Source organism: Aminobacter sp. UC22_36 (genome assembly GCF_044056035.1).
Classification (GTDB): Bacteria; Pseudomonadota; Alphaproteobacteria; order Rhizobiales; family Rhizobiaceae; genus Aminobacter.
The window spans coordinates 3,407,064-3,428,269 of sequence record NZ_CP171996.1 but is presented as its reverse complement, the minus strand read 5'-3'; the positions used below and the strand labels follow the sequence as shown (position 1 = coordinate 3,428,269).

Here is a 21,206-nt window from a genome sequence, read left to right as displayed (position 1 = left end):
TGCGCACTCACCCGGTTCGGCCTAAGTCAGCCGCTCCCGCCGGAGATTTTACATGGCCAACGACAAGAAACTGCAGCTCCTCATCGTCGAGGCGCGCTTTTACGACGACCTCGCGGATGCGCTGCTGGATGGCGCCAAGGCTGCCCTGGACGCCGCTGGTGCAGCCTATGACGTCGTGACCGTTCCCGGTGCGCTCGAAATTCCAGCCGTGATCTCGTTCGCACTCGATGCAGCCGACGATGAAGGTACCCAGTATGATGGCTACGTCGCGCTCGGCACCGTCATCCGCGGCGAGACCTATCACTTCGATATCGTCGCCAACGAATCCTGCCGCGCGCTGATGGATCTTTCGGTCGCGGAATCGATTGCCATCGGCAACGGTATCCTGACCGTCGAAAACGACGACCAGGCCTGGGCGCGCGCCCGCCGCAACGAAGGCGACAAGGGCGGCTTTGCCGCGCGCGCCGCACTCACTATGATCGCGGTGCGCGAAAAACTCGGAGCAGCCCGCTCGTGACGTCTCCTGAAGATAACGGCCAGCCGCCCATCCGCCACGCCAACAAGCGCGGTGCCGCCCGTCTGGCTGCCGTGCAGGCCCTCTACCAGATGGACGTCGCCGGCAGCGGCCTGCTCGAAATCACTGCCGAATACGAGGCATTTCGCCTTGGCAAGGAAGTCGACGGCGCGCTTTACCGCGAAGCTGACGCCCAGTGGTTCCGCGCGATCCTCGCCGGTGTCGTCGAGAACCAGAAGTTTGTCGATCCGGTCATCCGCGAGGCTTTGACCGAGGACTGGCCATTGTCGCGCCTCGATTCGACGCTGCGCGCCATCCTGCGCGCCGGTGTGTACGAGCTGATGAAGCGCCAGGACGTGCCCGTGGCCGTGATCGTCTCGGAATATGTCGACATCGCCAAGGCCTTCTATGCCGACGACGAGCCCAAGCTCGTCAACGCCGTACTCGACCGTGTCTCCCGCAAGCTGCGCGGCGAGGGTAAGGGCAAGGACGCACTATGACTGGTGGCGAACGCGAGGCGCGGCGCACTGCATACATTCTCGCCGCATCGCAAGCCATCATCGGTTCGGCCGCGCCTATAGCCTTGTCTATCGGCGGATTGGCTGGTTTTTATCTGCTCGACACTGACAAGTCGCTGGCGACAGCGCCCGTCACTGGTTTCAGCGTCGGCATGGCGCTCGGCGCGCTGCCGGCAGCGGCGATCATTCGCGGTCTTGGTCAGCGCAGCGGTTTCATGTTCGGTACGGCAGTGACTGCGGCCGGCGGAGCGATCGCAACACTCGCCCTGTTCCGCTCGGAGTTCTGGCTGTTTGCCTTCGGCCTGCTGATCATCGGCATCGGCAATGCGTTCGTGCAGCAGTTCCGCTTTGCCGCTGCGGACAATGCGCCGCCAGAATTCAAGGCCAATGCCATTTCCTTTGTGCTGGCCGGCGGCATCATCACTGCCATCCTCGGGCCGCAGATCGTCATCTTCACCCGTGAATTGTTCGCGCCCATCATGTTCGCCGGCTCCTTTGCCGCGATCATCGGGCTTTCGGCCGTTGGCGCCGTGATCCTGGCTTTTCTGCGGGTCAAGGCAAGCGGCGGGACCGTTGCCGCCGTCGACCAGTCCGACGCACGCCCTTTGATGGAGATCATCAGCCAGCCGCGCTTCGCCGCGGCCCTGATCTGCGGCGTCGGTACTTACACGCTGATGAGCTTCGTCATGACCGGAGCGCCACTGGCGATGGTCGGCTGTGGCTTCTCGCCCGACGAGGCGACGCTTGGCATTTCCTGGCATGTCATGGCGATGTTCGGCCCGAGCTTCTTCACCGGCCGGCTGATCCAACGCTTCGGCGCCGAACGTATCGTGGCATTGGGCCTGTTCCTGCTGATCGGCTGTGCCATCGTCGCCCTTTCAGGCATCGCGCTGTGGCAGTTCTGGACCGCGCTGATCCTGCTCGGCCTTGGCTGGAACTTCGGCTTCATCGGCTCGACCGCGATTGTCGCCGACACCTATCGCCCGTCGGAAAAGGGCAAGGTCCAGGGCTTCCACGACTTCGTCCTGTTCGGCGCGGTCGCCTTCGCCTCGCTGATGTCCGGTGCGGTCTACAACGCCTATGGCTGGGAAATGCTCAACTGGATCGTCTTCCCGGTCTGCGTCATCAGCTTGGCGGCGCTGGCGACTCTGTCACTGACGCACCAGCGCCAAACCACCTGACAGGACGTTGTCGGTAGCCATAGCTGCCGATTTCTTCGAACTACAAAAAAATATTGCGCAGGCCCTGCGCATTGTGAAACCGTATGCCCCGACGGAAGCTAGGCCGCCATGCTCATATGCGGCCACCGATTTCCGGGAACGAGAAGGGGCTTCATTATGCGTCAGACCACAACAATCGCCGCAGCGATCATCGCGCTCGGCCTCGCCACCAGTGCCGCGAGCGCGCAGGTGGTGGTGTCTTCCAAGATCGATACCGAAGGCGGCGTGCTCGGCAACATCATCAAGGCCGTGCTCGATGCCAACAACATCGCCACAACCGACCGCATCCAGCTCGGTGCGACACCCGTCGTGCGCAAGGCGATCACAGCAGGCGAGATCGACATCTATCCCGAATATACCGGCAATGCCGGCTTCTTCTTCGAAAAGGCCGATGATCCGCTCTGGAAGGATGCCGCCAAGGGTTTCGAGACCGCCAAGAAGCTCGACTACGACGCCAACAAGATCGTCTGGCTGTCGCCGTCGCCAGCCAACAACACCTGGGCGATCGCCCTGCGCAAGGACGTCGCCGAGGCCAACAAGCTGGCAACCCTCAGCGACTTCGGCAAATACGTCGCTGGCGGCGGCACTGTCGTGCTTGCGGCCTCGTCCGAGTTCGTCAATTCGGCTGCGGCCCTTCCGGCCTTCCAGACGACCTACGGCTTCACCCTCAAGCCCGAGCAACTGATCACGCTCTCGGGCGGTGACACCGCTGCCACCATCGGCGCTGCAGCCAACCAGACCAACGGCGCCAATGCCGCGATGGTCTATGGCACCGACGGGGGGTATTGCCCCTTCCGGCCTCGTCGTGCTCGACGACGACAAGGGCGTGCAGCCGGTCTACCAGCCGGCGCCGATCATCCGCGAGGCCGTGCTCAAGGAGCACCCAGAGATCGAGACCCTGCTCAAGCCGGTGTTCGAGAAGCTCGATCTCGTCACGCTGCAGGAGCTCAACGGCCGTGTTCAGGTCGGCGGTGAGCCGGCCAAGGCTGTCGCTGAAGATTTCCTGAAGAAGAACGGCTTTCTGAAGTAAGCTTCCCCGGCGCGCCTCATGTACAGCGCCGCGCGTCCTTTTCGGGCGCGCAAAGGACGCTGTAAGATTGAGAATTCTGTGCATGACCTTTTCCGAAAATGGGTTCCGATTTTCGGGGTCATGTACCAGGGGGCGCGCCGACGGAATCGGGGATGCATCGCAGTCGTGGGTATCAGGTTCGACAAGCTCGGCGTGGTGATCGCCGCGATCACAGCCTATGGCGCCTTCGTGGCGCCATTCGCCACTTTTCGCGCCAACCGTATCGTTGCTGGCGAGCCACGCTCGATCATCGAGGCATTGTCACAGCCCCTTCGGTTTCGCACTTCTGGTGATCCTGGTTGCGGCGGGGCTTGTTGCGTTGTTGAAGACGCCGCTGGCAACCCGCCTCGTTGCCAGCGGCGTCGCACTTGCATCGCTCGCGCTGCTGATCGGCGTTGCCGGCAGCCATCTGACGCCTGAGGGCAACACCTTCGCCCGGATATCGCCGGCCGCCGGCTTCTGGGTTTTGATTTTTGCCTTCACCCTCCTGCTCGCCGACGTCCTGACGAGGCTGCAATTGTCACCGGTCGGGCGTGTCGTTGTACTCGGCGCGTCTGCCGGAGCGATTTGGTTGCTGCTCGCTTCGGGCCAATGGGACAATCTGTCGATCCTCAAAGAATATGCCAACCGCGCCGACAGTTTCTGGAACGAGGCGAGGCGCCATGTCGAACTGGCGCTCGGCTCGCTGGTTGCCGCCGTGCTGGTCGGCCTGCCACTCGGCATTCTTTGTCACCGTGTCGTGGCGCTGCGCGATGGCATGCTCAATGTGCTCAACATCATCCAGACGATCCCCTCCATCGCCTTGTTTGGCATCCTGATCGCGCCACTTGGCTGGGTTGCCGTCAATGTTCCCGGTGCCTCGGCGCTCGGTATTCGCGGCATTGGTGCTGCGCCGGCCTTCGTTGCACTGTTTCTCTATTCGCTGCTGCCGGTGGTCGCCAACACCGTTGTCGGGCTCGCTGGCGTGCCGCGCGCGGCCAACGATGCAGCCCGCGGCATGGGCATGACCGGGTGGCAGCGGCTCAAGAATGTCGAGTTTCCGCTCGCTTTTCCGGTCATCCTCACCGGCATCCGTATCGTTCTGGTCCAGAACATCGGCCTTGCGACAATTGCCGCGCTGATCGGCGGCGGCGGTTTCGGCGTCTTCGTTTTCCAAGGCGTCGGCCAGACCGCGATGGATCTCGTCCTGCTCGGCGCGGTCCCCACGGTGGCGCTGGCCTTTGCTGCGGCCATCATCCTCGACGCGGTGGTCGAATACATCGCGACCCGCAAATCCACTGAAGTGGCCGCTGCATGATCGAAATCGAACACATCACCAAGCGTTATGACGAAACGACAGTGGTCGACGATGTCTCGATGGTCATCGAGCCGCGCACGCTGACAGTGATCGTCGGCACCTCCGGCTCGGGCAAGACGACGCTGTTGCGCATGATCAACCGTCTGGTCGAGCCGACCTCCGGCACGATCAAGCTCGACGGCACGGACAATCGTTCGGTGCCTGGCCACGAACTCCGCCGCAGCATCGGTTATGCCATCCAGGGCAACGGCTTGTTTCCGCACCGCACCGTGGCGCAGAACATCGCCACCGTACCCTTGCTGCTTGGCTGGGATACGACGCGCATCAAGACCCGTGTCGACGAGTTGCTGTCGCTGCTGCAACTCGATCCCACCGCCTTTGGCCCGCGCTATCCGCACGAGCTGTCGGGCGGCCAGCAGCAGCGTGTCGGCGTCGCCCGGGCACTTGCCGCCGAGCCCAACGTGCTCCTGATGGATGAGCCCTTCGGTGCGCTCGATCCGATCATCCGAACCAAGGCGCAGGAAGACCTGCTGGCAATCCAGAAACGTTTTGGCACCACCATCATCCTCGTGACCCATGACATGGAGGAAGCGGTTCACCTCGGCGACCGCATCGCCGTCATGGATGCCGGGCGCCTGATCCAGTATGCGACGCCCGCCGAAATACTGGCCAAACCAGCCAATGACTTCGTCGAAACATTGATCGGTACAAGCGACCGTCCGTTCAAGCTGTTGTCGCTGGGGACGGTCGCTGATGCCATCGAACCCGGCCAGGCCTTGGGCGAGGGGATTCGGGCCGAGGCGACCCAGCGCGACGCGCTCGCCGAGTTGTTGTGGTCGGGACGAGCGGCGATGCCAGTGACATCGGACGATGGCACGGCCCTTGGTCGCGTGACGATCGAAGGTCTGGTCAAGCGTGCCGCGAGGCCACAATGAAGGCTTGGATTCCGCTGCTGCTGCGCCTTTGCCTGGCGGCGTTGCTGGTGGCTTTCCTGACCAATCCGCTGTGGTTCGAGCCGCTGCTCAAGCCGCTGACCCAGAATGGCGCGCCGGCGATCTATAATCAGGGCAGCCTGCTGTCGCTGGCGCTGCTGCATCTGCGGACGGTCGCAATTGCCACGGCGGCGGCCATCGTCGTCGCCGTTGCGCTTGCCATCCTGGTTACCCGACCGGTCGGCGTCGAGTTCCTGCCTTTATCGCGCAGCCTCGTGAACATCGGCCAGACCTTTCCGCCGGTCGCGGTGCTGGCACTCGCGGTTCCTGCCGTCGGCTTTGGCGAGAAGCCGACGCTGATCGCCCTGTTCCTCTACGGTCTCCTGCCGATTTTCGAGAATACGCTGACCGGCCTGACCACCACGCCGGCCAACATTGTCGAGGCGGCCCGCGGTGCCGGCATGACCGGCTGGCAGCGCCTGCTCAAGGTCGAACTGCCGCTCAGCGTGCCAGTGATCCTCGCTGGCATCAGGCTTTCGGTTGTCATCAGTCTTGCCACGGCCACTATCGGCTCGACGGTTGCCGCCAAAACGCTTGGCGAGGTCATCATCGCCGGCCTGCAATCCAACAACCTGGCCTTTGTGCTGCAAGGGGGGCTGATCGTCGCGGCCCTTGCCGTTTTGATCTACGACGCGCTATCCGCATTGGAACGCATGGCGGCAAGGCGCATGGGGCAGGTGGCCGGCTAGAACCCGTCGCATTCGGGTTGTTGCCGCGAACACAGGATGGGACGTCTGGGCTTGAAATGGTCTGATCTCTGGCAACGGCTGGCCTTTCACCCGAGCGGAGCCCTGAAGCCGCGCCTGCAATTTGTAGAACCAATCGGCTTTCCGATTGCGATCCTGTCTTTCGATAGGCCGCATTACCTGCGCCGAACGCTCCATAGCCTCCGTTCTCAGATCAGCGAGGCGGATCGTGTGATCCTGTTTCAGGATGGGAGCTGGAACGGCTGGAGTCATCGCAACAAGGGCGAACCGCGTGACATCGGGCAGTGCGTTTCGATCTTTCAACGTATCATCCCATGGGGTGAGGTTCAGCAAGCCCCAGAAAATCTTGGGATTGCGCTGAACTATGAGCGCGCCGAACGCCACCTGTTTGAGGATATCAGCGCTGAAAAGGCGTTGTTTCTTGAAGACGATCTTGTCCTTTCGCCAAACTATCTCGGCGTGATCCAGCAACTGCTAGCTATCGCCGAGCGCGATCACAGGATTGGGTATGTGTCTGCATACGGAAATTTGTGGGCGAGCCAGTCCGAGCAACAGGCTCGCTCGCACGAGCTTATTCCCATGCACGAGAATTGGGGCGCGGCGACTACCCGTCGCGCCTGGCTAGCCGAGCGGCAGTTCCGCCAAGCGTATCTCGCCTTGGTGGAATCCTGCGACTATTCCGAACGCGATCATGCGGCGATCAAAGAGTTTTATGCCAGGAGAGGTTGGACATCAGGCACAACCAGCCAGGATGCGGCACGCTGGATCGCATGTCTCGAGCGCGGCGAAGTTCGGATTTCAAGTTTTGCTTGCCATGCTCGATACATCGGCGAGCACGGCGAACATTTCACGCCGCGGCAGTTCAAGGCATCCAAGCTTGGCAATACGGTGATGTTCAAAGGCAATCCGCCAGACCTGCAGTGGCCTACCGACCAACAGGTCTCGGATTGGCTGGAGACAGAGCATGCGCGCTTTCAGGGAACGGGGCAGCCATTTTACAAAGGCCACGGCCAGTAGCGCATTGCGCGAATTTCAGAATGCTGCGCTATGCCCGCGCAAGGCTAGGTAGTGTCGACGTGTAAACGCTCACCGGCCACGCACAGGGTAATCGAGCGTGATCTCGAGCCGGTTTTGGGCTCCGCCCACGATCCAGCGGCGGCGCAGCACGGCGAAATCATGGCTGTTGCCGCCTGCCGATATCGTAACCACGTCGCCCGTGTGGCATTCCGGCGAAAGCGCCAGTCTATCAAGCGCTGCGTCCAACCCATGCTTGCCGGCATGGATCCTGGCTGAACCCGTCAGCGCGACGTCGACCTTGTGGCCTGTTGCGCCGCCACCGAGACTCGGTGATTGATCTGGCTGATGCCCCGGTCCGTCATTTGAAGGAGTTTTTGCCATGGTTTGGCGTCTCTCTAAGATCGTGATGTGTCTTTGTCTCGCAGCTTTCGCCTTTCTTGTGGCGTTCGGCAATATCACCGACTACGGCTCCAACTTCGCCTTCGTCCAGCATGTCTTGAGCATGGACACAACTTTCCCCGGCAATGCCCTGATGTATCGTTCGATCACCAATCCGACGCTCTGGAGCATCGGCTATTGGTTGATCATCTGCGGTGAGGCGCTGACCTGTATCCTGTTCCTGATTGCGGCGCTGAAGCTCTGGCAGGCCAGAAGCGGCTCCGGCCGGCAGTTCAACGACGCCAAGGGCTTCGTCGTCATCGGCGCCACCATGGGTTTTCTGGTCTGGTTCTTCGGTTTCATGGTTGTTGGTGGCGAATGGTTCGCTATGTGGCAGTCAAGCACCTGGAACGGCCAGGAAGCGGCTTTCAAATTCTACCTGACGATGCTGGCGGTTTTGATCTTCGTCAATCAGCCCGATCACGACCTGGCCTGATCCAAAAGTTCGACTGTCTTCATGAACGGGGTGGTGAAAGCCGAGAAACACCTTAGCGATATCTTGACGTTCGCCGCCCTGTTTCGGATTGTTCGCCAGGGGCCGGAAACCGCATAGAGGCTGCCGGTCTCGTTCACTAGCCCGGGGAGGGGAAATCCGGGCACAATCAGGGAAGAGAATTGGCAATGACAATGCTTTACGTCGTCATCGCCTGCGGCCTGCTATCTGTCCTTTACGCCATATGGGCGACTCAGTCGGTTCTCGCAGCCGACCAGGGCAATGCGCGCATGCAGGAAATCTCCGCCGCCATCCGAGAAGGTGCGCAGGCATATCTGGCCCGCCAATACACCACCATCGCCATCGTCGGCGTCGTTGTGTTCCTGCTCGCTTGGTGGCTGCTTTCCGCGACCGCGGCGATCGGCTTTTTGATTGGGGCAGTGCTTTCGGGCGCCGCAGGCTTCATCGGCATGCATGTTTCGGTTCGGGCCAATGTGCGCACGGCACAGGCTGCGTCCAACAGCCTCGCTGCCGGCCTCGACATTGCCTTCAAGTCAGGTGCTATCACCGGCATGCTGGTGGCGGGCCTCGCTCTGCTCGGTGTCTCCGTCTACTACCTCATTTTGACCGGCCCGATGGGGCATGCGCCTGCTGATCGTATCGTCATCGATTCGCTGGTGGCACTCGGCTTCGGTGCTTCGCTGATCTCGATTTTCGCCCGTCTCGGCGGCGGTATCTTCACCAAGGGTGCGGATGTCGGCGGCGATCTCGTCGGCAAGGTCGAAGCCGGCATTCCCGAGGATGATCCGCGCAACCCTGCCACCATCGCCGACAACGTTGGCGACAATGTCGGCGATTGCGCCGGCATGGCCGCCGATCTGTTCGAAACCTATGCGGTGACCGTCGTTGCCACCATGGTGCTTGGCGCGATCTTCTTTGGCGGCACCGAGGTGCTGTCCAACGTGATGCTCTACCCGCTCGCCATCTGCGGCGCCTGCATCATCACCTCGATCATCGGCACGTTCTTCGTCAAGCTCGGCGCCAACGGCTCGATCATGGGCGCGCTCTACAAGGGCCTGATCGTTACCGGCCTGTTGTCCATCGTCGGCCTTGCCGCGGCAACGTCATGGACCGTCGGCTGGGGCGAGATCGGCACCGGCGGCGGTGTGCTGATTACCGGCAAAAACCTGTTTTTCTGCGGCCTCGTCGGCCTCGTGGTGACCGGGCTCATCGTCGTCATCACCGAATACTACACCGGTACCAACAAGCGCCCGGTCAACTCGATCGCCCAGGCGTCGGTCACCGGTCACGGCACCAATGTCATCCAGGGCCTGGCGGTGTCGCTCGAATCGACGGCACTTCCGGCGATCGTCATCGTCGGTGGCATTATCGCCACCTTCCAGCTTGCCGGCCTGTTCGGCACGGCCATTGCCGTCACCACCATGCTCGGCCTTGCCGGCATGATCGTGGCACTCGATGCTTTCGGCCCGGTCACCGACAATGCCGGCGGCATTGCTGAAATGGCCGGCTTGCCCAAGGAAGTGCGTCATTCGACCGACGCGCTCGATGCGGTCGGCAACACCACCAAGGCTGTCACCAAGGGCTACGCCATCGGCTCGGCTGGCCTTGGCGCTCTGGTGCTGTTTGCCGCCTACAGCTACGACCTGCAGTACTTTGCGGCGAACCCGACGCAGTTCCCGTATTTCGCTGACATCGGCACGGTGTCGTTCGACCTGTCCAATCCTTATGTCGTTGCCGGCCTGATCTTCGGTGGCCTCATTCCGTACCTGTTCGGCGGCATCGCCATGACCGCCGTCGGTCGTGCGGCGGGCTCGATCGTTGAGGAAGTGCGCAGGCAGTTCCGCGAGGATCCGGGCATTATGAAGGGCACGTCCAAGCCCAATTATGCCCGCGCCGTCGACATCCTGACCAAGGCAGCAATCAAGGAGATGATCATCCCCTCGCTGCTGCCGGTGCTGGCGCCGCTGGTCGTCTATTTCGGCGTCTTGCTGATCTCCGGCTCCAAGGCCTCGGCTTTCGCCGCGCTCGGCGCTTCGCTGCTCGGCGTTATCGTCAATGGCCTGTTCGTTGCGATCTCGATGACCTCGGGTGGTGGTGCCTGGGACAACGCCAAGAAGTCGTTCGAAGACGGCTTTACCGACAAGGACGGCGTCAAGCACCTCAAGGGATCCGAGGCCCACAAGGCTTCGGTGACAGGCGATACCGTCGGCGATCCCTACAAGGACACAGCGGGGCCTGCGGTGAACCCGGCGATCAAGATCACCAACATCGTGGCACTTCTGCTGCTTGCCGTGTTGGCGCATAGCGGGGGCTGATCCTGCCGGCCTTTTGAGGCTGAGATAAATGCCCCGTCCGCATCAGCGGGCGGGGCTTTTCTTTGACCGGAGGCACAAAAAGAAACCCGCGGAATTGCTTCCGCGGGTTGTTGCCTGAGATTCTCGAAACTGCGTGGAGGACTATGAACCGCCGAAGATGCTGCTGGCCGCGCTCGAACCCATCTTGCCCGCGCCGGAAAGCAGCTGGCCAAGGAAGTTCTGGTCCTTGCCGCCGGTCGGCGTCGTGCGCGAGATGAAGTCGAACACCTTGCCTTCCTGCATGCCGTAGTTGGCGATGTTCGAGACGCGTCCGTCCGCGCCGAAATAGACGGCGAGCACGCGCTGCTCGATCAGCTTGGGCTTGGCGAAGGCGACGGCACGCTTGCGCGTCTGGGAGATGTAATAAAACACCTCGTTGTCGAAGGTCGCGGTCGTCGACGGCGTGCCGAGTGCAAGCAGCACCTGCTCGCGGCTCGATCCCACCGGGACAGAGTCGATCGACTGCTGGTCGATGACATAGCCCTGGGTCAGCGTCTCGCTGGGGGTCAGGTCACCGAATGTCTTCGAGGTGTTGCACGCCGAAAGCGCGGCAGCAGCCACGATCAGCGACACAGCGCCAGCCGGACGCAACGAAAATGGCATCTTGAATTTCAGCGAGTGCAACAACAACTCCATCCTGTCGTGCCAGGGCCCCTGCTTGCGCGAAGCCGCAAAACCGGTAAACCAGCTTGCGCGCCGATGCAACAAGGCCACTAAGCGAAACGGGTCCCCGGGAGACCGCCCTCAAATGTTCCAGCGTCTGTTTGGCCGTGAACGCCAAGCCAATCGCGCCATCACCGAGGCGCTCTATACACGAATCGTGGCGGCCGCGCGGCAGGAACCATTTTATTCCTGGTGGAACGTGCCTGACACGCCGCTTGGTCGTTTCGAGATGCTGTCGCTGCACATGTTCTTGTTCCAGCATCGCTTGCGCGGAGAACCGGGCGCGCCGGCCGACATTGCCCAGCGGCTGATCGACGAGTTCTTTCTGGATGTCGACCATTCGCTGCGCGAGCTTGGTATCAGCGACGTTGGCGTGCCGAAGCGCATGAAGAAGCTGGCGAAGATGTTTTATGGTCGCACCGAATCCTACAAGAATGCGCTTGAAGGCGACGATCGCGCGGCATTTGCAGCGGCACTTTTGCGCAATGTCCGCCCTGAAGACAAGCAATGGCCGGAAGCCGCCGCCCTTGCCGATTATGTCTTTGCGGCGAATCGCGCCCTTGCCGCCCAGCCTTCGGAAGACATATGTGCCGGCAAACTGACTTATCCGGCGCCACTGGCAGCCTGAAGGAGGCCACCCATGAAGCTTGACGAAACCCAAAGCCCGGTTTCCTTCCCGGTAAACGTCGCCAGGCTGCCGCAAAAGGGCATGCCGGTTGTCGTCAACGCCAATGCGGCCCAGCGCGAGGCTTTGGCCGAAGCGCATGGGCTGACATCGGTGGAGCACTACAAGGCCGATCTTCTGGTCACCCGGTGGAAGCGCAACGGCGTCAAGGTCAGCGGGCGGGTCCAGGCTCAGATCACCCAGGCTTGCATCGTCACGCTGGAGCCGGTCGAAGCGACAATCGACGAGGACGTCGAAGGCGTCTATTTGCCCGAGGATTCCAAGCTCGCCAGGCAGGGCTTCAATGCCGCCGGAGAGATCTTGCTCGACGCGGAAGGTCCAGATGGTCCTGAAACCTTCACCGGCGACACGATCGATGTCGGTGCGCTGGCGGAGGAGTTCTTTGGCCTTGCCATCGATCCATATCCACGCAAGACAGGCGTCGCGGTCGTCAGTACTGATGACGATGACATCGAGCCGATCGAGAGTGAATTCCAGAAAAAGCTCCGCCTAATATCCAAGAAGCTTTGAAAACGCCCGCCGTTTCGCGTAATCCCGGTTGTGCGGTTATCCAAAACCGTTACTTTCGCCGGACTTTTGCGTGCCCAGCTACGCCAACAGTGAGATGACCGACGCGTGATCAAGATTTCCATTGATGCCATGGGTGGCGATCACGGTCCTTCCGTGATCATTCCTGCCCTGGCCAAGGTCGCCATCAGGCGCACCGATATTCGCTTCATCATCTATGGCCGCGAAGAAGTGGTCCGTCCCGAGCTTGCCAAGCAGCCACGGCTCGCCGCCGTCAGCGAGTTCGTGCATTGCGAGGTCGCGGTGCGCATGGACGACAAGCCGAGCCAGGCGTTGCGCCACGGCCGCTGGAAGTCGTCAATGTGGAAGGCGATCGAGGCGGTCAAGGCCAACACATCCGACGCTTGCGTGTCGGCCGGCAACACCGGCGCGCTGATGGCGATGTCGAAGTTCTGCCTGCGCACCATGGCGACAATCGATCGCCCGGCGATCGCGGCCCTGTGGCCGACGACGCGCGGTGAAAGCGTGGTGCTTGACGTTGGCGCCACCATCGGCGCGGACGCTCACCAGCTTACTGATTTCGCCATTCTGGGCACCGGCATGGCGCGGGCATTGTTCGGCATCGAACGTCCGACTGTCGGCTTGCTCAATGTCGGCGTCGAAGAGATCAAGGGCCAGGAAGAGGTCAAGGAAGCCGGGCGCATGCTGCGCGAGGCCAACATGGCCTCGATGAATTACCAGGGCTTCGTCGAAGGCGACGACATCGGCAAGGGCACGACGGATGTCGTCGTTACCGAAGGTTTCTCGGGCAATATTGCGCTCAAGACCGCCGAAGGCACGGCACGCCAGATTGCCGGCTACCTGCGCGAGGCGATGAGCCGGACGCTGATGGCCAAGATCGGCTACATCTTTGCCAAGGGCGCATTCGATCGCCTGCGCGAGAAGATGGATGTACGCCGCGCCAATGGCGGCGTGTTCCTCGGCCTCAACGGCATCGTGGTGAAAAGCCATGGCGGAGCTGACGCGGACGGCTTCGCTGCTGCCATCGAAATGGCCTATGATATGGTCCGGAACCGGCTGCTCGACCGCATCGAGGCCGATCTCGACCTGTTTCACGCACGCAACCCGCATGCTGCAATGGGCCGCCCAGCGGCCGCGGTCGAAGATCAGGAATAGGATTTTTCAACGTGATCAGATCAGTTGTGCGCGGCATTGGTTCGGCGCTGCCCCGTCGCATCATGAAGAACGCCGATTTCGAAGGCATGGTCGAGACCTCCGACGAGTGGATCGCCCAGCGCACCGGCATCCGCCAGCGCCATATCGCGGCCGACGACGAGACGACGGCGTCGCTTGGCGAGGCAGCCGCCCGCGCAGCGCTTGAAAATGCCGGCCTGACGCCCGACGACATCGACCTGATCGTGCTGGCGACCTCGACGCCGAACAACACCTTTCCGGCAACCGCCGTCGAGATCCAGAACCGGCTCGGCATGCGCCACGGCTTTGCCTTCGACATGCAGGCGGTGTGCAGCGGCTTCGTTTATGCTGTCACCACAGCCGACCTCTACATCAAGGGTGGTCTCGCCAAGCGCGTGCTGGTCATCGGATCCGAGACATTCTCGCGCATTCTCGACTGGACCGACCGCTCGACCTGCGTGCTGTTCGGCGACGGCGCCGGCGCGCTGGTGCTCGAGGCCGAGGAGGGGCAGGGCACTATCGCCGATCGCGGCGTGCTGGCGGCCAGCCTGCGCTCCGACGGAACCCACAAGGACAAGCTTTATGTCGACGGCGGCCCGTCGACGACAGGCACCGTCGGCCATCTCAGGATGGAAGGTCGTGAGGTCTTCAAGCACGCGGTCGGCATGATCACCGACGTGATCGAAGACGTTTTTGCCCAGACCGGCGTCAACGCCGATAGCCTGGACTGGTTCGTGCCGCATCAGGCCAACAAGCGCATCATCGATGCTTCGGCCAAGAAACTCGGAATCGCCGAGGAAAAGGCCGTGGTCACGGTTCATCTCCATGGCAACACTTCGGCCGCATCGGTGCCGTTGGCGTTGTCGGCTGCCGTAGCCGACGGGCGCATCAAGAAGGGCGATCTCGTCATGCTTGAGGCCATGGGCGGCGGCTTCACCTGGGGTGCGGTGCTTGTGAAGTGGTGATGTCGGCGTCGTAACGGCGCCCGCACGCGTTCGTAAAAAAGGTCATGGTATCGGTCCTTGACCTTGACGGATCAATTACTTAACCTCCGGCGCGTTGCTGGATTTCAGATTTTGAGGATGGGGCCCGTCGCATGGGGGGAAAGACACTGACACGTGCCGACCTCGCTGAATCCGTCTACCGGAAAGTCGGCCTGTCGCGCACGGAATCGGCGCAGTTGGTCGAGACCGTGCTTGACGAAATCTGCGAAGCAATCGTGCGCGGCGAGACAGTCAAATTGTCGTCTTTCGCGACGTTCCACGTTCGCGACAAGAACGAACGTGTCGGCCGCAATCCCAAAACAGGTGAAGAAGTGCCGATCCTGCCGCGTCGGGTGATGACCTTCAAGGCGTCCAACGTTCTCAAGAGCCGCATCCTGCGCGCTCATCAGAACGGCAAGTCCAAGGCCGCCAAGTAGCCAATTCGTTCCCACTATCCGGTTGATAGCCTGGTGCGTGATTCGCGCCGGGCTTGAATGTTGTTGCCCAAAGGGCTGAAATAGATCACGAATCGTTTTTTGCGAAAGTGGCGACCATGGACAAGAGCCCCGACGCCTTCCGCACCATAAGCGAAGTGGCCGAAGACCTTGATTTGCCGCAGCACGTGCTGCGCTTCTGGGAAACCCGCTTCACCCAGATCAAGCCGATGAAGCGTGGTGGCGGCCGGCGATATTACAGGCCGCAGGATGTCGAACTGATCAAGGGCATCCGCCATATGCTCTACGAGCAGGGCTACACCATCAAGGGCGTGCAGAAGCTGCTGCGCGACAACGGCAATCAGTTTCTGGTCGCGATCGGCAGCGGCGACATGAAGGCCGTCGAAGCGATTGCCCAGCGCAAGCAGGCCGAGGCGCCTTTGACGCCGGCTGCGCAGCCACGTGGCGCTGATGAAGAGATGCTGGTGGGCGAGGCCCGCGCCAAGCCGAGCCGGCGCTTCTTCGGGCTTGGCAAGGGCGACGACGAGGGGCCGGTGGCCGCCGACGCGAGCAAGCTTTCGCGCGACAACCGGGCACTGCTCCAGGAGGCGCTGTTTGATCTTCTTGAATGCAAGCGCCTGCTCGACCAGGTTCGCTGAGGCCGGTTCGATCAGCGAAAATATTCTGTCCGGGAATGAAGAAGTTTGGCGGGAAAGCCACCGAATTGGGTTGACCGAAGCGGCAATATCAAGATACATCGCGACCGGTCCGGAGTGTAGCGCAGCCCGGTAGCGCACTTGACTGGGGGTCAAGGGGTCGTCGGTTCGAATCCGGCCACTCCGACCAATTTTCCCTTCCCCTAACATTCACCTGAAGTTCGACCGGCTTTGCCGGCCTCGGCAAAGGCAGCGGCGTTCGGTCGTTGGCCTGCGGTTCCCTGCCATCTTGTCGAAATGAAAAGCGCCACGGACACTGGGTGGCGTCCATGGCGTTTGGACAGGGCGTGTGATGTTGTCGACCGCTACTAGCTGGCTGAGCCGACAAGCACCGAGTCGATCTTCGCGCCGTTGTCATGCTGGTCGATTGCTACCCGCTTGCCGGGGGCGAGTTGCGGCGGGATCGCGACGTCGCGCGGGATCGTATAGTTTTCACCGTTGGTGAGCGTGATGACGCGGACTGCGGGGTTGAATTTTGCGACGACGCCATCGACTTCGGTGGCAAGGGCTGCGCCCGACATGAGGGCAAGGGCGGCTGAGGCGAGGATGAGCTTTCTCATTGTACTTCTCCTATTGCTCTAAAGCATGGGTTCCAGATGAAGACATCCATTGCTTGAGCGATGAAGAAACGCCCGGCCATCGGGTTGGTTCGGTAAACAACAAACACAAGTTGCTCACGTGTTTTTGTGGTTGTCATGGTGTCGCACTGTCTGGAAATCCAGTGCGCCGCTCAGGCCCATCCTTGGACCGGCCTTGTCGAGCCGGATACGAAAAAGCCATGGGCTATGGCGAGCCCATGGCTTTTCAGGTCGTTCCAGTCGCCCGAGGCGCAACTACATCAGCTGCGCGCCGGCGAGCACGTTGCGGATCTGGTCGCCTTCGTCGTTGAACAGGATCGAGATCTTTTCCCCGACCTTGACCGAAGGCAATGCGACGTCGCGCGGGATGGTGTAGCTGTCGCCGCCCTGAAGCGTGATGACGCGGGTCTCGGCGTTGAAGCGGGTGACGACGCCGCTGGCGTCCGAGGCGAAAGCCGAGCCGGAGAAGAGTGCGAACGCGGCCGCGGCGAAGATGAGCTTATTCATGATCGTTCTCCTGATGGTGGTTGTTCGAGGTGCTGATTGTTTGGGAGCACCTTGCTGACACCATCAACTACGGACGAGGGCACGCGCTTGTTACGCCAGGACCGGTAAACTCAAGACACATTTCAATCACGCGATCTTGCCGCGGAGTGTTGAAACTCAGATGGCGATCCATCGTTCGCGCGACATATGTTGCGTGTCATTGCTCATGCGGTTCGGGCCCCATGCGGTTTCGGGCCGATGCGGTGTCGGACGGGACGCAGATGCAAAAAAGCCATGGGTGGGAGGACCCATGGCTTTTTGCTAAGGTTGCGGCAGGCTTGGGGGGAGGCCAAGCCGTCAACGCAGGGCCGCATTAGCGCAGAACGGCATTGACCTTGTCGCCTTCGCCGTTGAGCTGGATCGATACCTTTTCGCCAGCCTGGATCGCCGGGATAGCGACGTCGCGCGGAACCGTGTAGCTCTGGCCGCTTTCGAGCGTGATGACGCGCGATTCTTCGTTGAACTTTGCAACAACGCCGCTGGCGGAGGAAGCAAAAGCAGCGCCTGACATCAGGGCGATGGCCGAAGCGGTGAGGATGATCTTCTTCATTGTTTTAGTCCTTTCATTGTTCGGTAGCGGTTCGACGATTTTGTTTTTGTCGTTTCGCTTACATCAATCAGATAGGCGCCTAACTTTCCGATTGCCATAGGCTGGCCGGTCACTCTGATTCACAAAGCAGTCACGCTGAGTTGAGCCGGCAAATGGGTGCCGGACCGTTCACAAATCAGCGCAGCTATGCGCAACGGCCGAAGTGCGTTGGCGAGTCGGCTCGCGTCAGCCGGCCGTCCGTTGCGGACGGAATCCAATGTCGGATGGTGGGATGGCGTCGAGAGCCGTGCAGGACGGTGAGCATGCATCCAGGTGCTAGCTGTCCGACCGGTGTGCGGGTTCGGCGATGGCAGTGGTTCGCAGCCTGGGGCAACGGCCGGAGCATTGGGCGCCCGGGTGCCGGCCGTACTTGGCCATGCATTCCGCGTCGCAAACGAAAAAAGCCACGGGTGGGAGGGCCCGTGGCTTTTTCTGAGATATCGGTAGTCTAAAGGTTAGGTCAGGTTCCGCTTAGCGGAGAACGCCCTGCACCTTGTCGCCTTCGTCGTTGAGCTGGATCGATACCTTCTCGCCGGTCTGGATCGACGGGATAGCAACGTCACGCGGGACCGAGTAGCTCTGACCGCTTTCGAGCGTAATGACGCGAACGGCCGGATCGAACTTGGCAACAACGCCATCTGCGGACGAAGCAAGTGCCGCACCAGACATCAAAGCAAGGGCGGAAGCGGCGAGGATGATCTTCTTCATTGGGGTAGTCCTTTCATTTTTCGGTAGCGATACGATGGTTTTTATTTTGTCGTCTCGCTGACCACCCTGAGATAGGTGCCTACCTTTCCAATTGCCATGGGGGCGTCGGTCACTCTGAGTCACAAAGCGGTCACGCCGAGTTGAGCCGGCAAATCGGTGCCGGACCGTTCACAAAACGGGAATGTTGTGCGCAACGGCAGCCGTCGCCGGCGAGTCAGCCCGGATGAAAAGCCAGTGCGCGCTGGTGGCGGGCTTCCAGGGCTATCGAGCCCCAGATCAGGCCGAGCAGCAGGTAGAAGTGGCGCCAATGGTCGGTGTCGATGACCGTACCGAGCGCAATGTGGCCGAGGAAGACGACATAGGCCGACAGCAGATAGGGCTGCCAGGGCCGGTTGCGCAGCAGGATGCGGAAACCGGCAGCGACGGTCCATACGATCAGCGTCAGATAGCTGGCGAAGCCGAGCCAGCCATAATCCATCAGGGTTTTGAGCCAGATGTTGTGGGTGTCCTCGCCATAGATCTGGCCGAAGACCAGCGGTCCGATACCGAATGGCTTCTCGGTCGCCAGAAGGAAGCCGATGGCGTAGCGGGCGAAGCGGCCAAGGCGTGCTCCGTCATAATCCTGGACGAGTTGGGCACGCGTGGTGAACAGTTCGGCAATGCTGGGGATTTGCAGGACGATCAGCAGTGCCACGGTCAACAGCGTGACAGCGGCGATGCTCATCATTACGATCCGCAGCCGGAACTTGCCGCTGTCGCTTTGCAGGAACAGGAACCCGGTGAGCAGGATGGCCGAGGCGCCAAACAGGCCCCAGGCGCCACGTGAGAATGACAGGAAGATGCCGCCGGTGACGATCAGCAACGGCACGGCGTAGATCGCCATCCTGGCCGGATTGCCGGTCAGCACGCGGTAAAGCAGGTAGATGCCGGGCAAGGTGAGATATGGCCCGAACACGTTGGGGTCCTGGAAGGCGCCGGCGGCGCGGCCGAATTTGGTGAACATCTCGGCCCCCGGCACCGCGCCGAAATAGCCCACGATGCCGAGCACGGAGGTGACGACGGCGGACGTCACCCAGGACAGGAAAATGATCCTGAACAATCTGGGGTCGGCCTCGGTGACCGCGGCAAAGAAGATCGCGGTGAAGCCGAGAAACAGCGATACCGCGAGATAGAGCGGTGTGTTCATCAGGTTCGCCATTTGCGTCATCGCGATCATGCCGCCGATGTTGAACGTCACGATCAGCACGACCAGCGGGGTGATCGTGCGCGAGATGCGCAGGCCAAAGAGCGACCACACCGCGATCAGCCCGGCCATGTAGAGTTCGTAAGGCGCCGGCTCGCGGATGACGAAACCCGAAAGCAGAACACCCAGCGCGATGGCGCCGGTGGAAATGAGCCCGATCAGCTTGGCGTTGATCGCAGCTCGCGGCAGCTCATGGATGATCGCGCTCAATAGGCGTTTTCCGTATCGAGCAGGCGTATCGGCGTCAGGAACAGGATCTTGATGTCGAACCAGAGCGACCAGTTTTCGATGTAGTAGAGGTCGAATTCGGTGCGCTTGCGGATCTTTTCGTCGGTGTCCATCTCGCCACGCCAGCCGTTGATCTGGGCCCAGCCGGTGACGCCCGGCTTGACTTTGTGGCGGGCGAAATAGCCGTCGACCACCTCATTGTAGAGCAGGTTGTGCGATTGAGCGGCGATCGCATGCGGGCGTGGGCCGACCAGCGACAGGCTGCCGAACAGCGCGTTGAAGAACTGCGGCAGCTCGTCGATCGAGGTCTTGCGGATGAAGCGGCCGACACGGGTGACGCGCGGGTCGTTCTTGGTCACCGTCTTGCGCGCAGAGGGGTCAGACAGCTCCGTGAACATCGAACGGAACTTGTAGACCTCGATCACCTCGTTGTTGAAGCCATGGCGCTTCTGCTTGAACAGCACCGGGCCCTTGCTGTCGAGCTTGATGGCGATGGCCGTCGCCAGCATGACAGGCGAAAAGACGATGATGCCGAACAGGCTGAAGATGATGTCGAAGGCGCGCTTGGCGACCGAATCCCAATCGTTGATCGGCTTGTCGAAGATGTCGAGCATCGGCACCGCGCCGATGTAGGAATAAGAGCGCGGCCTGAATTGCAGCTGGTTGGAATGCGCCGACAAGCGGATGTCGACGGGCAGCACCCACAGCTTCTTGAGCAGTTGCAGCACGCGGGTCTCCGCCGTCAGCGGCAACGACACGATCAGCATGTCGATGCGTGCGATGCGCGCGAATTCCAGCAGTTCGGAGACGGTGCCGAGCTTGGGATAGCCGGCGACGATCGGCGGCGAACGCTTGTCGTCACGGTCATCGAAGATGCCGCAGATGCGGATGTCGTTGTAGGGCTGCTGCTCGATCGAGCGGATCAGGACTTCGGCGGCCTTGCCGCCGCCAACGATGACGGCGCGCCGTTCCATGCGCCCGTTACGCGCCCAACGCCGGATAACACGCGCCATGATCAGGCGCAGGCCGACCAGCAGCGTCAGACCGGCGATGAACCAGGTGCCGAACAGCAGGCGGGAAAAATCGGCCGAGACCTTCATGAAGAAGGCGGTCACCGCCATCAGGGCAAAGGTGGTCGCCCAGCACAGGGCCATGCGTCCGATCGAAACGCCCGGCCGCATCAGCGATTGCAGCTGATAGCAGTCCACGATCTCGAAAAAGATGATCGCCGCGAAGGATCCCGCCATGATGACAAGCGGATATTGCCAGCCAAGATATCCCATAAATCCGATGTGGTAGGCATAAAGCACGAGCCCGGAGGCAAAAAGCAGGGCGAATTCGCCAAGGCGCAAGATACCGCTGACCATGACCGGGGACATGGTGTCGCGCCGGTATTGCGCTGCCACCTCTTGCGCGACACTGCTCAGCTTGGCCTTGTCGGACGTTTTGCTGTCGCCGCCAGCCGCCTTGATGGCTTCCGGGGTGAAGCGGCGCTTTGGGTCGAAATTGTTCATCGTCGTCGATCTGTTGGCCGGTCGCCCGTTTGCCAGAT

The 21,206-nt window shown here is 61.4% G+C and carries 22 protein-coding genes, 1 tRNA gene and 2 pseudogenes; 17 read left to right on the top strand and 8 right to left on the bottom strand.

The window, feature by feature from the left end:
- Positions 1–52: 52 nt before the first annotated feature.
- The 8 genes and pseudogenes from ACHMW7_RS20275 (at position 53) to ACHMW7_RS20240 (ending at position 7,334) form a co-directional block, all read left to right on the top strand.
- Positions 53–517 carry a 6,7-dimethyl-8-ribityllumazine synthase gene (locus ACHMW7_RS20275; protein WP_395447302.1) on the top strand — a complete coding sequence of 155 codons (465 nt, stop codon included), beginning with the start codon at positions 53–55 and terminating at the stop codon, positions 515–517.
- Complete coding sequence (gene nusB / locus ACHMW7_RS20270) at positions 514–1,014, top strand: transcription antitermination factor NusB (protein WP_395447301.1); 501 nt, start codon at positions 514–516, stop codon at positions 1,012–1,014. The genes ACHMW7_RS20275 and nusB overlap by 4 nt, the downstream gene beginning before the upstream one ends.
- Positions 1,011–2,213 carry an MFS transporter gene (locus ACHMW7_RS20265; RefSeq protein WP_395447300.1) on the top strand — a complete coding sequence of 401 codons (1,203 nt, stop codon included), beginning with the start codon at positions 1,011–1,013 and terminating at the stop codon, positions 2,211–2,213. The genes nusB and ACHMW7_RS20265 overlap by 4 nt, the downstream gene beginning before the upstream one ends.
- Before the next feature lie 156 nt (positions 2,214–2,369).
- Positions 2,370–3,282 (top strand): annotated as a pseudogene (locus tag ACHMW7_RS20260) (ABC transporter substrate-binding protein).
- Positions 3,283–3,402: 120 nt separating this feature from the next.
- A pseudogene (locus tag ACHMW7_RS20255) lies at positions 3,403–4,618 on the top strand (ABC transporter permease).
- Positions 4,615–5,553: an ABC transporter ATP-binding protein gene (locus ACHMW7_RS20250; RefSeq protein ID WP_395447299.1), complete on the top strand. Its 939-nt coding sequence runs from the start codon at positions 4,615–4,617 to the stop codon at positions 5,551–5,553. The pseudogene ACHMW7_RS20255 and the gene ACHMW7_RS20250 overlap by 4 nt, the downstream one beginning before the upstream one ends.
- Positions 5,550–6,299, top strand: a complete 750-nt coding sequence (locus tag ACHMW7_RS20245) for an ABC transporter permease (RefSeq protein WP_395447298.1) — start codon at positions 5,550–5,552, stop codon at positions 6,297–6,299. The genes ACHMW7_RS20250 and ACHMW7_RS20245 overlap by 4 nt, the downstream gene beginning before the upstream one ends.
- A gap of 36 nt (positions 6,300–6,335) precedes the next feature.
- The gene (locus ACHMW7_RS20240) at positions 6,336–7,334 is read left to right on the top strand and encodes a hypothetical protein (protein WP_395447297.1); all 999 of its coding nucleotides are present in this window, start codon (positions 6,336–6,338) and stop codon (positions 7,332–7,334) included.
- Between the two features lie 69 nt (positions 7,335–7,403).
- Here the strand turns inward: ACHMW7_RS20240 and ACHMW7_RS20235 are convergent, their stop codons facing one another.
- Positions 7,404–7,715 carry a hypothetical protein gene (locus ACHMW7_RS20235; protein WP_395447296.1) on the bottom strand — a complete coding sequence of 104 codons (312 nt, stop codon included), beginning with the start codon at positions 7,713–7,715 and terminating at the stop codon, positions 7,404–7,406.
- Here ACHMW7_RS20235 and ACHMW7_RS20230 point away from each other — a divergent pair.
- Together ACHMW7_RS20230 and ACHMW7_RS20225 are read left to right on the top strand one after the other, a co-directional pair.
- A complete protein-coding gene (locus ACHMW7_RS20230) occupies positions 7,714–8,208 on the top strand; it encodes a DUF2165 family protein (RefSeq protein ID WP_395447295.1) in 495 nt (164 codons plus the stop codon). The two genes, ACHMW7_RS20235 and ACHMW7_RS20230, sit on opposite strands and share 2 nt — an antisense overlap.
- 185 nt (positions 8,209–8,393) lie before the next feature.
- Positions 8,394–10,541, top strand: coding sequence for a sodium-translocating pyrophosphatase (locus tag ACHMW7_RS20225; protein WP_395447294.1), 2,148 nt, complete (start codon positions 8,394–8,396; stop codon positions 10,539–10,541).
- Positions 10,542–10,682: 141 nt separating this feature from the next.
- On the opposite strand, the gene ACHMW7_RS20220 is transcribed toward ACHMW7_RS20225, so the two are convergent.
- Positions 10,683–11,216: an outer membrane protein assembly factor BamE gene (locus ACHMW7_RS20220; RefSeq protein WP_395447293.1), complete on the bottom strand. Its 534-nt coding sequence runs from the start codon at positions 11,214–11,216 to the stop codon at positions 10,683–10,685.
- Between the two features lie 112 nt (positions 11,217–11,328).
- Here ACHMW7_RS20220 and ACHMW7_RS20215 point away from each other — a divergent pair, with 112 nt between their 5' ends.
- From ACHMW7_RS20215 to ACHMW7_RS20185, 7 genes are all read left to right on the top strand, one after another.
- Entirely contained in the window at positions 11,329–11,871 is a 543-nt protein-coding gene (locus ACHMW7_RS20215; RefSeq protein WP_395447292.1) for a ubiquinol-cytochrome C chaperone family protein, read from the top strand.
- Between the two features lie 12 nt (positions 11,872–11,883).
- Positions 11,884–12,438: a YceD family protein gene (locus tag ACHMW7_RS20210; RefSeq protein WP_395447291.1), complete on the top strand. Its 555-nt coding sequence runs from the start codon at positions 11,884–11,886 to the stop codon at positions 12,436–12,438.
- A 105-nt stretch (positions 12,439–12,543) separates the two neighbouring features.
- On the top strand, positions 12,544–13,611 hold the full coding sequence (gene plsX / locus ACHMW7_RS20205) for a phosphate acyltransferase PlsX (protein ID WP_395447290.1): 1,068 nt from the start codon (positions 12,544–12,546) through the stop codon (positions 13,609–13,611).
- A gap of 11 nt (positions 13,612–13,622) precedes the next feature.
- A complete protein-coding gene (locus tag ACHMW7_RS20200) occupies positions 13,623–14,594 on the top strand; it encodes a beta-ketoacyl-ACP synthase III (protein ID WP_395447289.1) in 972 nt (323 codons plus the stop codon).
- Positions 14,595–14,725: 131 nt separating this feature from the next.
- A complete protein-coding gene (locus tag ACHMW7_RS20195; protein ID WP_055971437.1) occupies positions 14,726–15,049 on the top strand; it encodes an integration host factor subunit alpha in 324 nt (107 codons plus the stop codon).
- A 116-nt stretch (positions 15,050–15,165) separates the two neighbouring features.
- Complete coding sequence (locus ACHMW7_RS20190) at positions 15,166–15,705, top strand: MerR family transcriptional regulator (protein WP_395447288.1); 540 nt, start codon at positions 15,166–15,168, stop codon at positions 15,703–15,705.
- A 110-nt stretch (positions 15,706–15,815) separates the two neighbouring features.
- Positions 15,816–15,892 (top strand) — tRNA-Pro (locus ACHMW7_RS20185).
- Positions 15,893–16,070: 178 nt separating this feature from the next.
- Here ACHMW7_RS20185 and ACHMW7_RS20180 read toward each other — a convergent pair.
- The 6 genes from ACHMW7_RS20180 to ACHMW7_RS20155 form a co-directional block, all read right to left on the bottom strand.
- Positions 16,071–16,322, bottom strand: coding sequence for a hypothetical protein (locus ACHMW7_RS20180; RefSeq protein WP_395447287.1), 252 nt, complete (start codon positions 16,320–16,322; stop codon positions 16,071–16,073).
- Positions 16,323–16,595: 273 nt separating this feature from the next.
- A complete protein-coding gene (locus tag ACHMW7_RS20175) occupies positions 16,596–16,847 on the bottom strand; it encodes a DUF1344 domain-containing protein (protein ID WP_395447286.1) in 252 nt (83 codons plus the stop codon).
- A 352-nt stretch (positions 16,848–17,199) separates the two neighbouring features.
- Positions 17,200–17,436, bottom strand: a complete 237-nt coding sequence (locus ACHMW7_RS20170; RefSeq protein WP_395447285.1) for a DUF1344 domain-containing protein — start codon at positions 17,434–17,436, stop codon at positions 17,200–17,202.
- 510 nt (positions 17,437–17,946) lie between these two features.
- Positions 17,947–18,183, bottom strand: coding sequence for a DUF1344 domain-containing protein (locus ACHMW7_RS20165; RefSeq protein ID WP_395447284.1), 237 nt, complete (start codon positions 18,181–18,183; stop codon positions 17,947–17,949).
- A gap of 214 nt (positions 18,184–18,397) precedes the next feature.
- Positions 18,398–19,636 carry an O-antigen ligase family protein gene (locus tag ACHMW7_RS20160; protein ID WP_395447283.1) on the bottom strand — a complete coding sequence of 413 codons (1,239 nt, stop codon included), beginning with the start codon at positions 19,634–19,636 and terminating at the stop codon, positions 18,398–18,400.
- Positions 19,633–21,168, bottom strand: a complete 1,536-nt coding sequence (locus ACHMW7_RS20155) for an undecaprenyl-phosphate glucose phosphotransferase (RefSeq protein ID WP_395447282.1) — start codon at positions 21,166–21,168, stop codon at positions 19,633–19,635. Before ACHMW7_RS20155 ends, ACHMW7_RS20160 begins: the two co-directional genes overlap by 4 nt.
- Positions 21,169–21,206 lie beyond the last annotated feature (38 nt).

Excerpts from the sequence above, each read along its gene's own strand:
- ACHMW7_RS20275 (WP_395447302.1), top strand. The coding sequence starts at position 53 with ATGGCCAACGACAAGAAACTGCAGCTCCTCATCGTCGAGGCGCGCTTT.
- ACHMW7_RS20235 (WP_395447296.1), bottom strand. The coding sequence starts at position 7,715 with ATGGCAAAAACTCCTTCAAATGACGGACCGGGGCATCAGCCAGATCAA.
- ACHMW7_RS20210 (WP_395447291.1), top strand. The coding sequence starts at position 11,884 with ATGAAGCTTGACGAAACCCAAAGCCCGGTTTCCTTCCCGGTAAACGTC.
- ACHMW7_RS20240 (WP_395447297.1), top strand. The coding sequence starts at position 6,336 with ATGGGACGTCTGGGCTTGAAATGGTCTGATCTCTGGCAACGGCTGGCC.
- ACHMW7_RS20245 (WP_395447298.1), top strand. The coding sequence starts at position 5,550 with ATGAAGGCTTGGATTCCGCTGCTGCTGCGCCTTTGCCTGGCGGCGTTG.
- ACHMW7_RS20170 (WP_395447285.1), bottom strand. The coding sequence starts at position 17,436 with ATGAAGAAGATCATCCTCACCGCTTCGGCCATCGCCCTGATGTCAGGC.
- ACHMW7_RS20215 (WP_395447292.1), top strand. The coding sequence starts at position 11,329 with ATGTTCCAGCGTCTGTTTGGCCGTGAACGCCAAGCCAATCGCGCCATC.
- ACHMW7_RS20175 (WP_395447286.1), bottom strand. The coding sequence starts at position 16,847 with ATGAATAAGCTCATCTTCGCCGCGGCCGCGTTCGCACTCTTCTCCGGC.
- ACHMW7_RS20195 (WP_055971437.1), top strand. The coding sequence starts at position 14,726 with ATGGGGGGAAAGACACTGACACGTGCCGACCTCGCTGAATCCGTCTAC.
- ACHMW7_RS20220 (WP_395447293.1), bottom strand. The coding sequence starts at position 11,216 with ATGGAGTTGTTGTTGCACTCGCTGAAATTCAAGATGCCATTTTCGTTG.
- ACHMW7_RS20225 (WP_395447294.1), top strand. The coding sequence starts at position 8,394 with ATGACAATGCTTTACGTCGTCATCGCCTGCGGCCTGCTATCTGTCCTT.
- ACHMW7_RS20155 (WP_395447282.1), bottom strand. The coding sequence starts at position 21,168 with ATGAACAATTTCGACCCAAAGCGCCGCTTCACCCCGGAAGCCATCAAG.
- ACHMW7_RS20190 (WP_395447288.1), top strand. The coding sequence starts at position 15,166 with ATGGACAAGAGCCCCGACGCCTTCCGCACCATAAGCGAAGTGGCCGAA.
- ACHMW7_RS20165 (WP_395447284.1), bottom strand. The coding sequence starts at position 18,183 with ATGAAGAAGATCATCCTCGCCGCTTCCGCCCTTGCTTTGATGTCTGGT.
- ACHMW7_RS20265 (WP_395447300.1), top strand. The coding sequence starts at position 1,011 with ATGACTGGTGGCGAACGCGAGGCGCGGCGCACTGCATACATTCTCGCC.
- ACHMW7_RS20250 (WP_395447299.1), top strand. The coding sequence starts at position 4,615 with ATGATCGAAATCGAACACATCACCAAGCGTTATGACGAAACGACAGTG.
- ACHMW7_RS20180 (WP_395447287.1), bottom strand. The coding sequence starts at position 16,322 with ATGAGAAAGCTCATCCTCGCCTCAGCCGCCCTTGCCCTCATGTCGGGC.
- ACHMW7_RS20230 (WP_395447295.1), top strand. The coding sequence starts at position 7,714 with ATGGTTTGGCGTCTCTCTAAGATCGTGATGTGTCTTTGTCTCGCAGCT.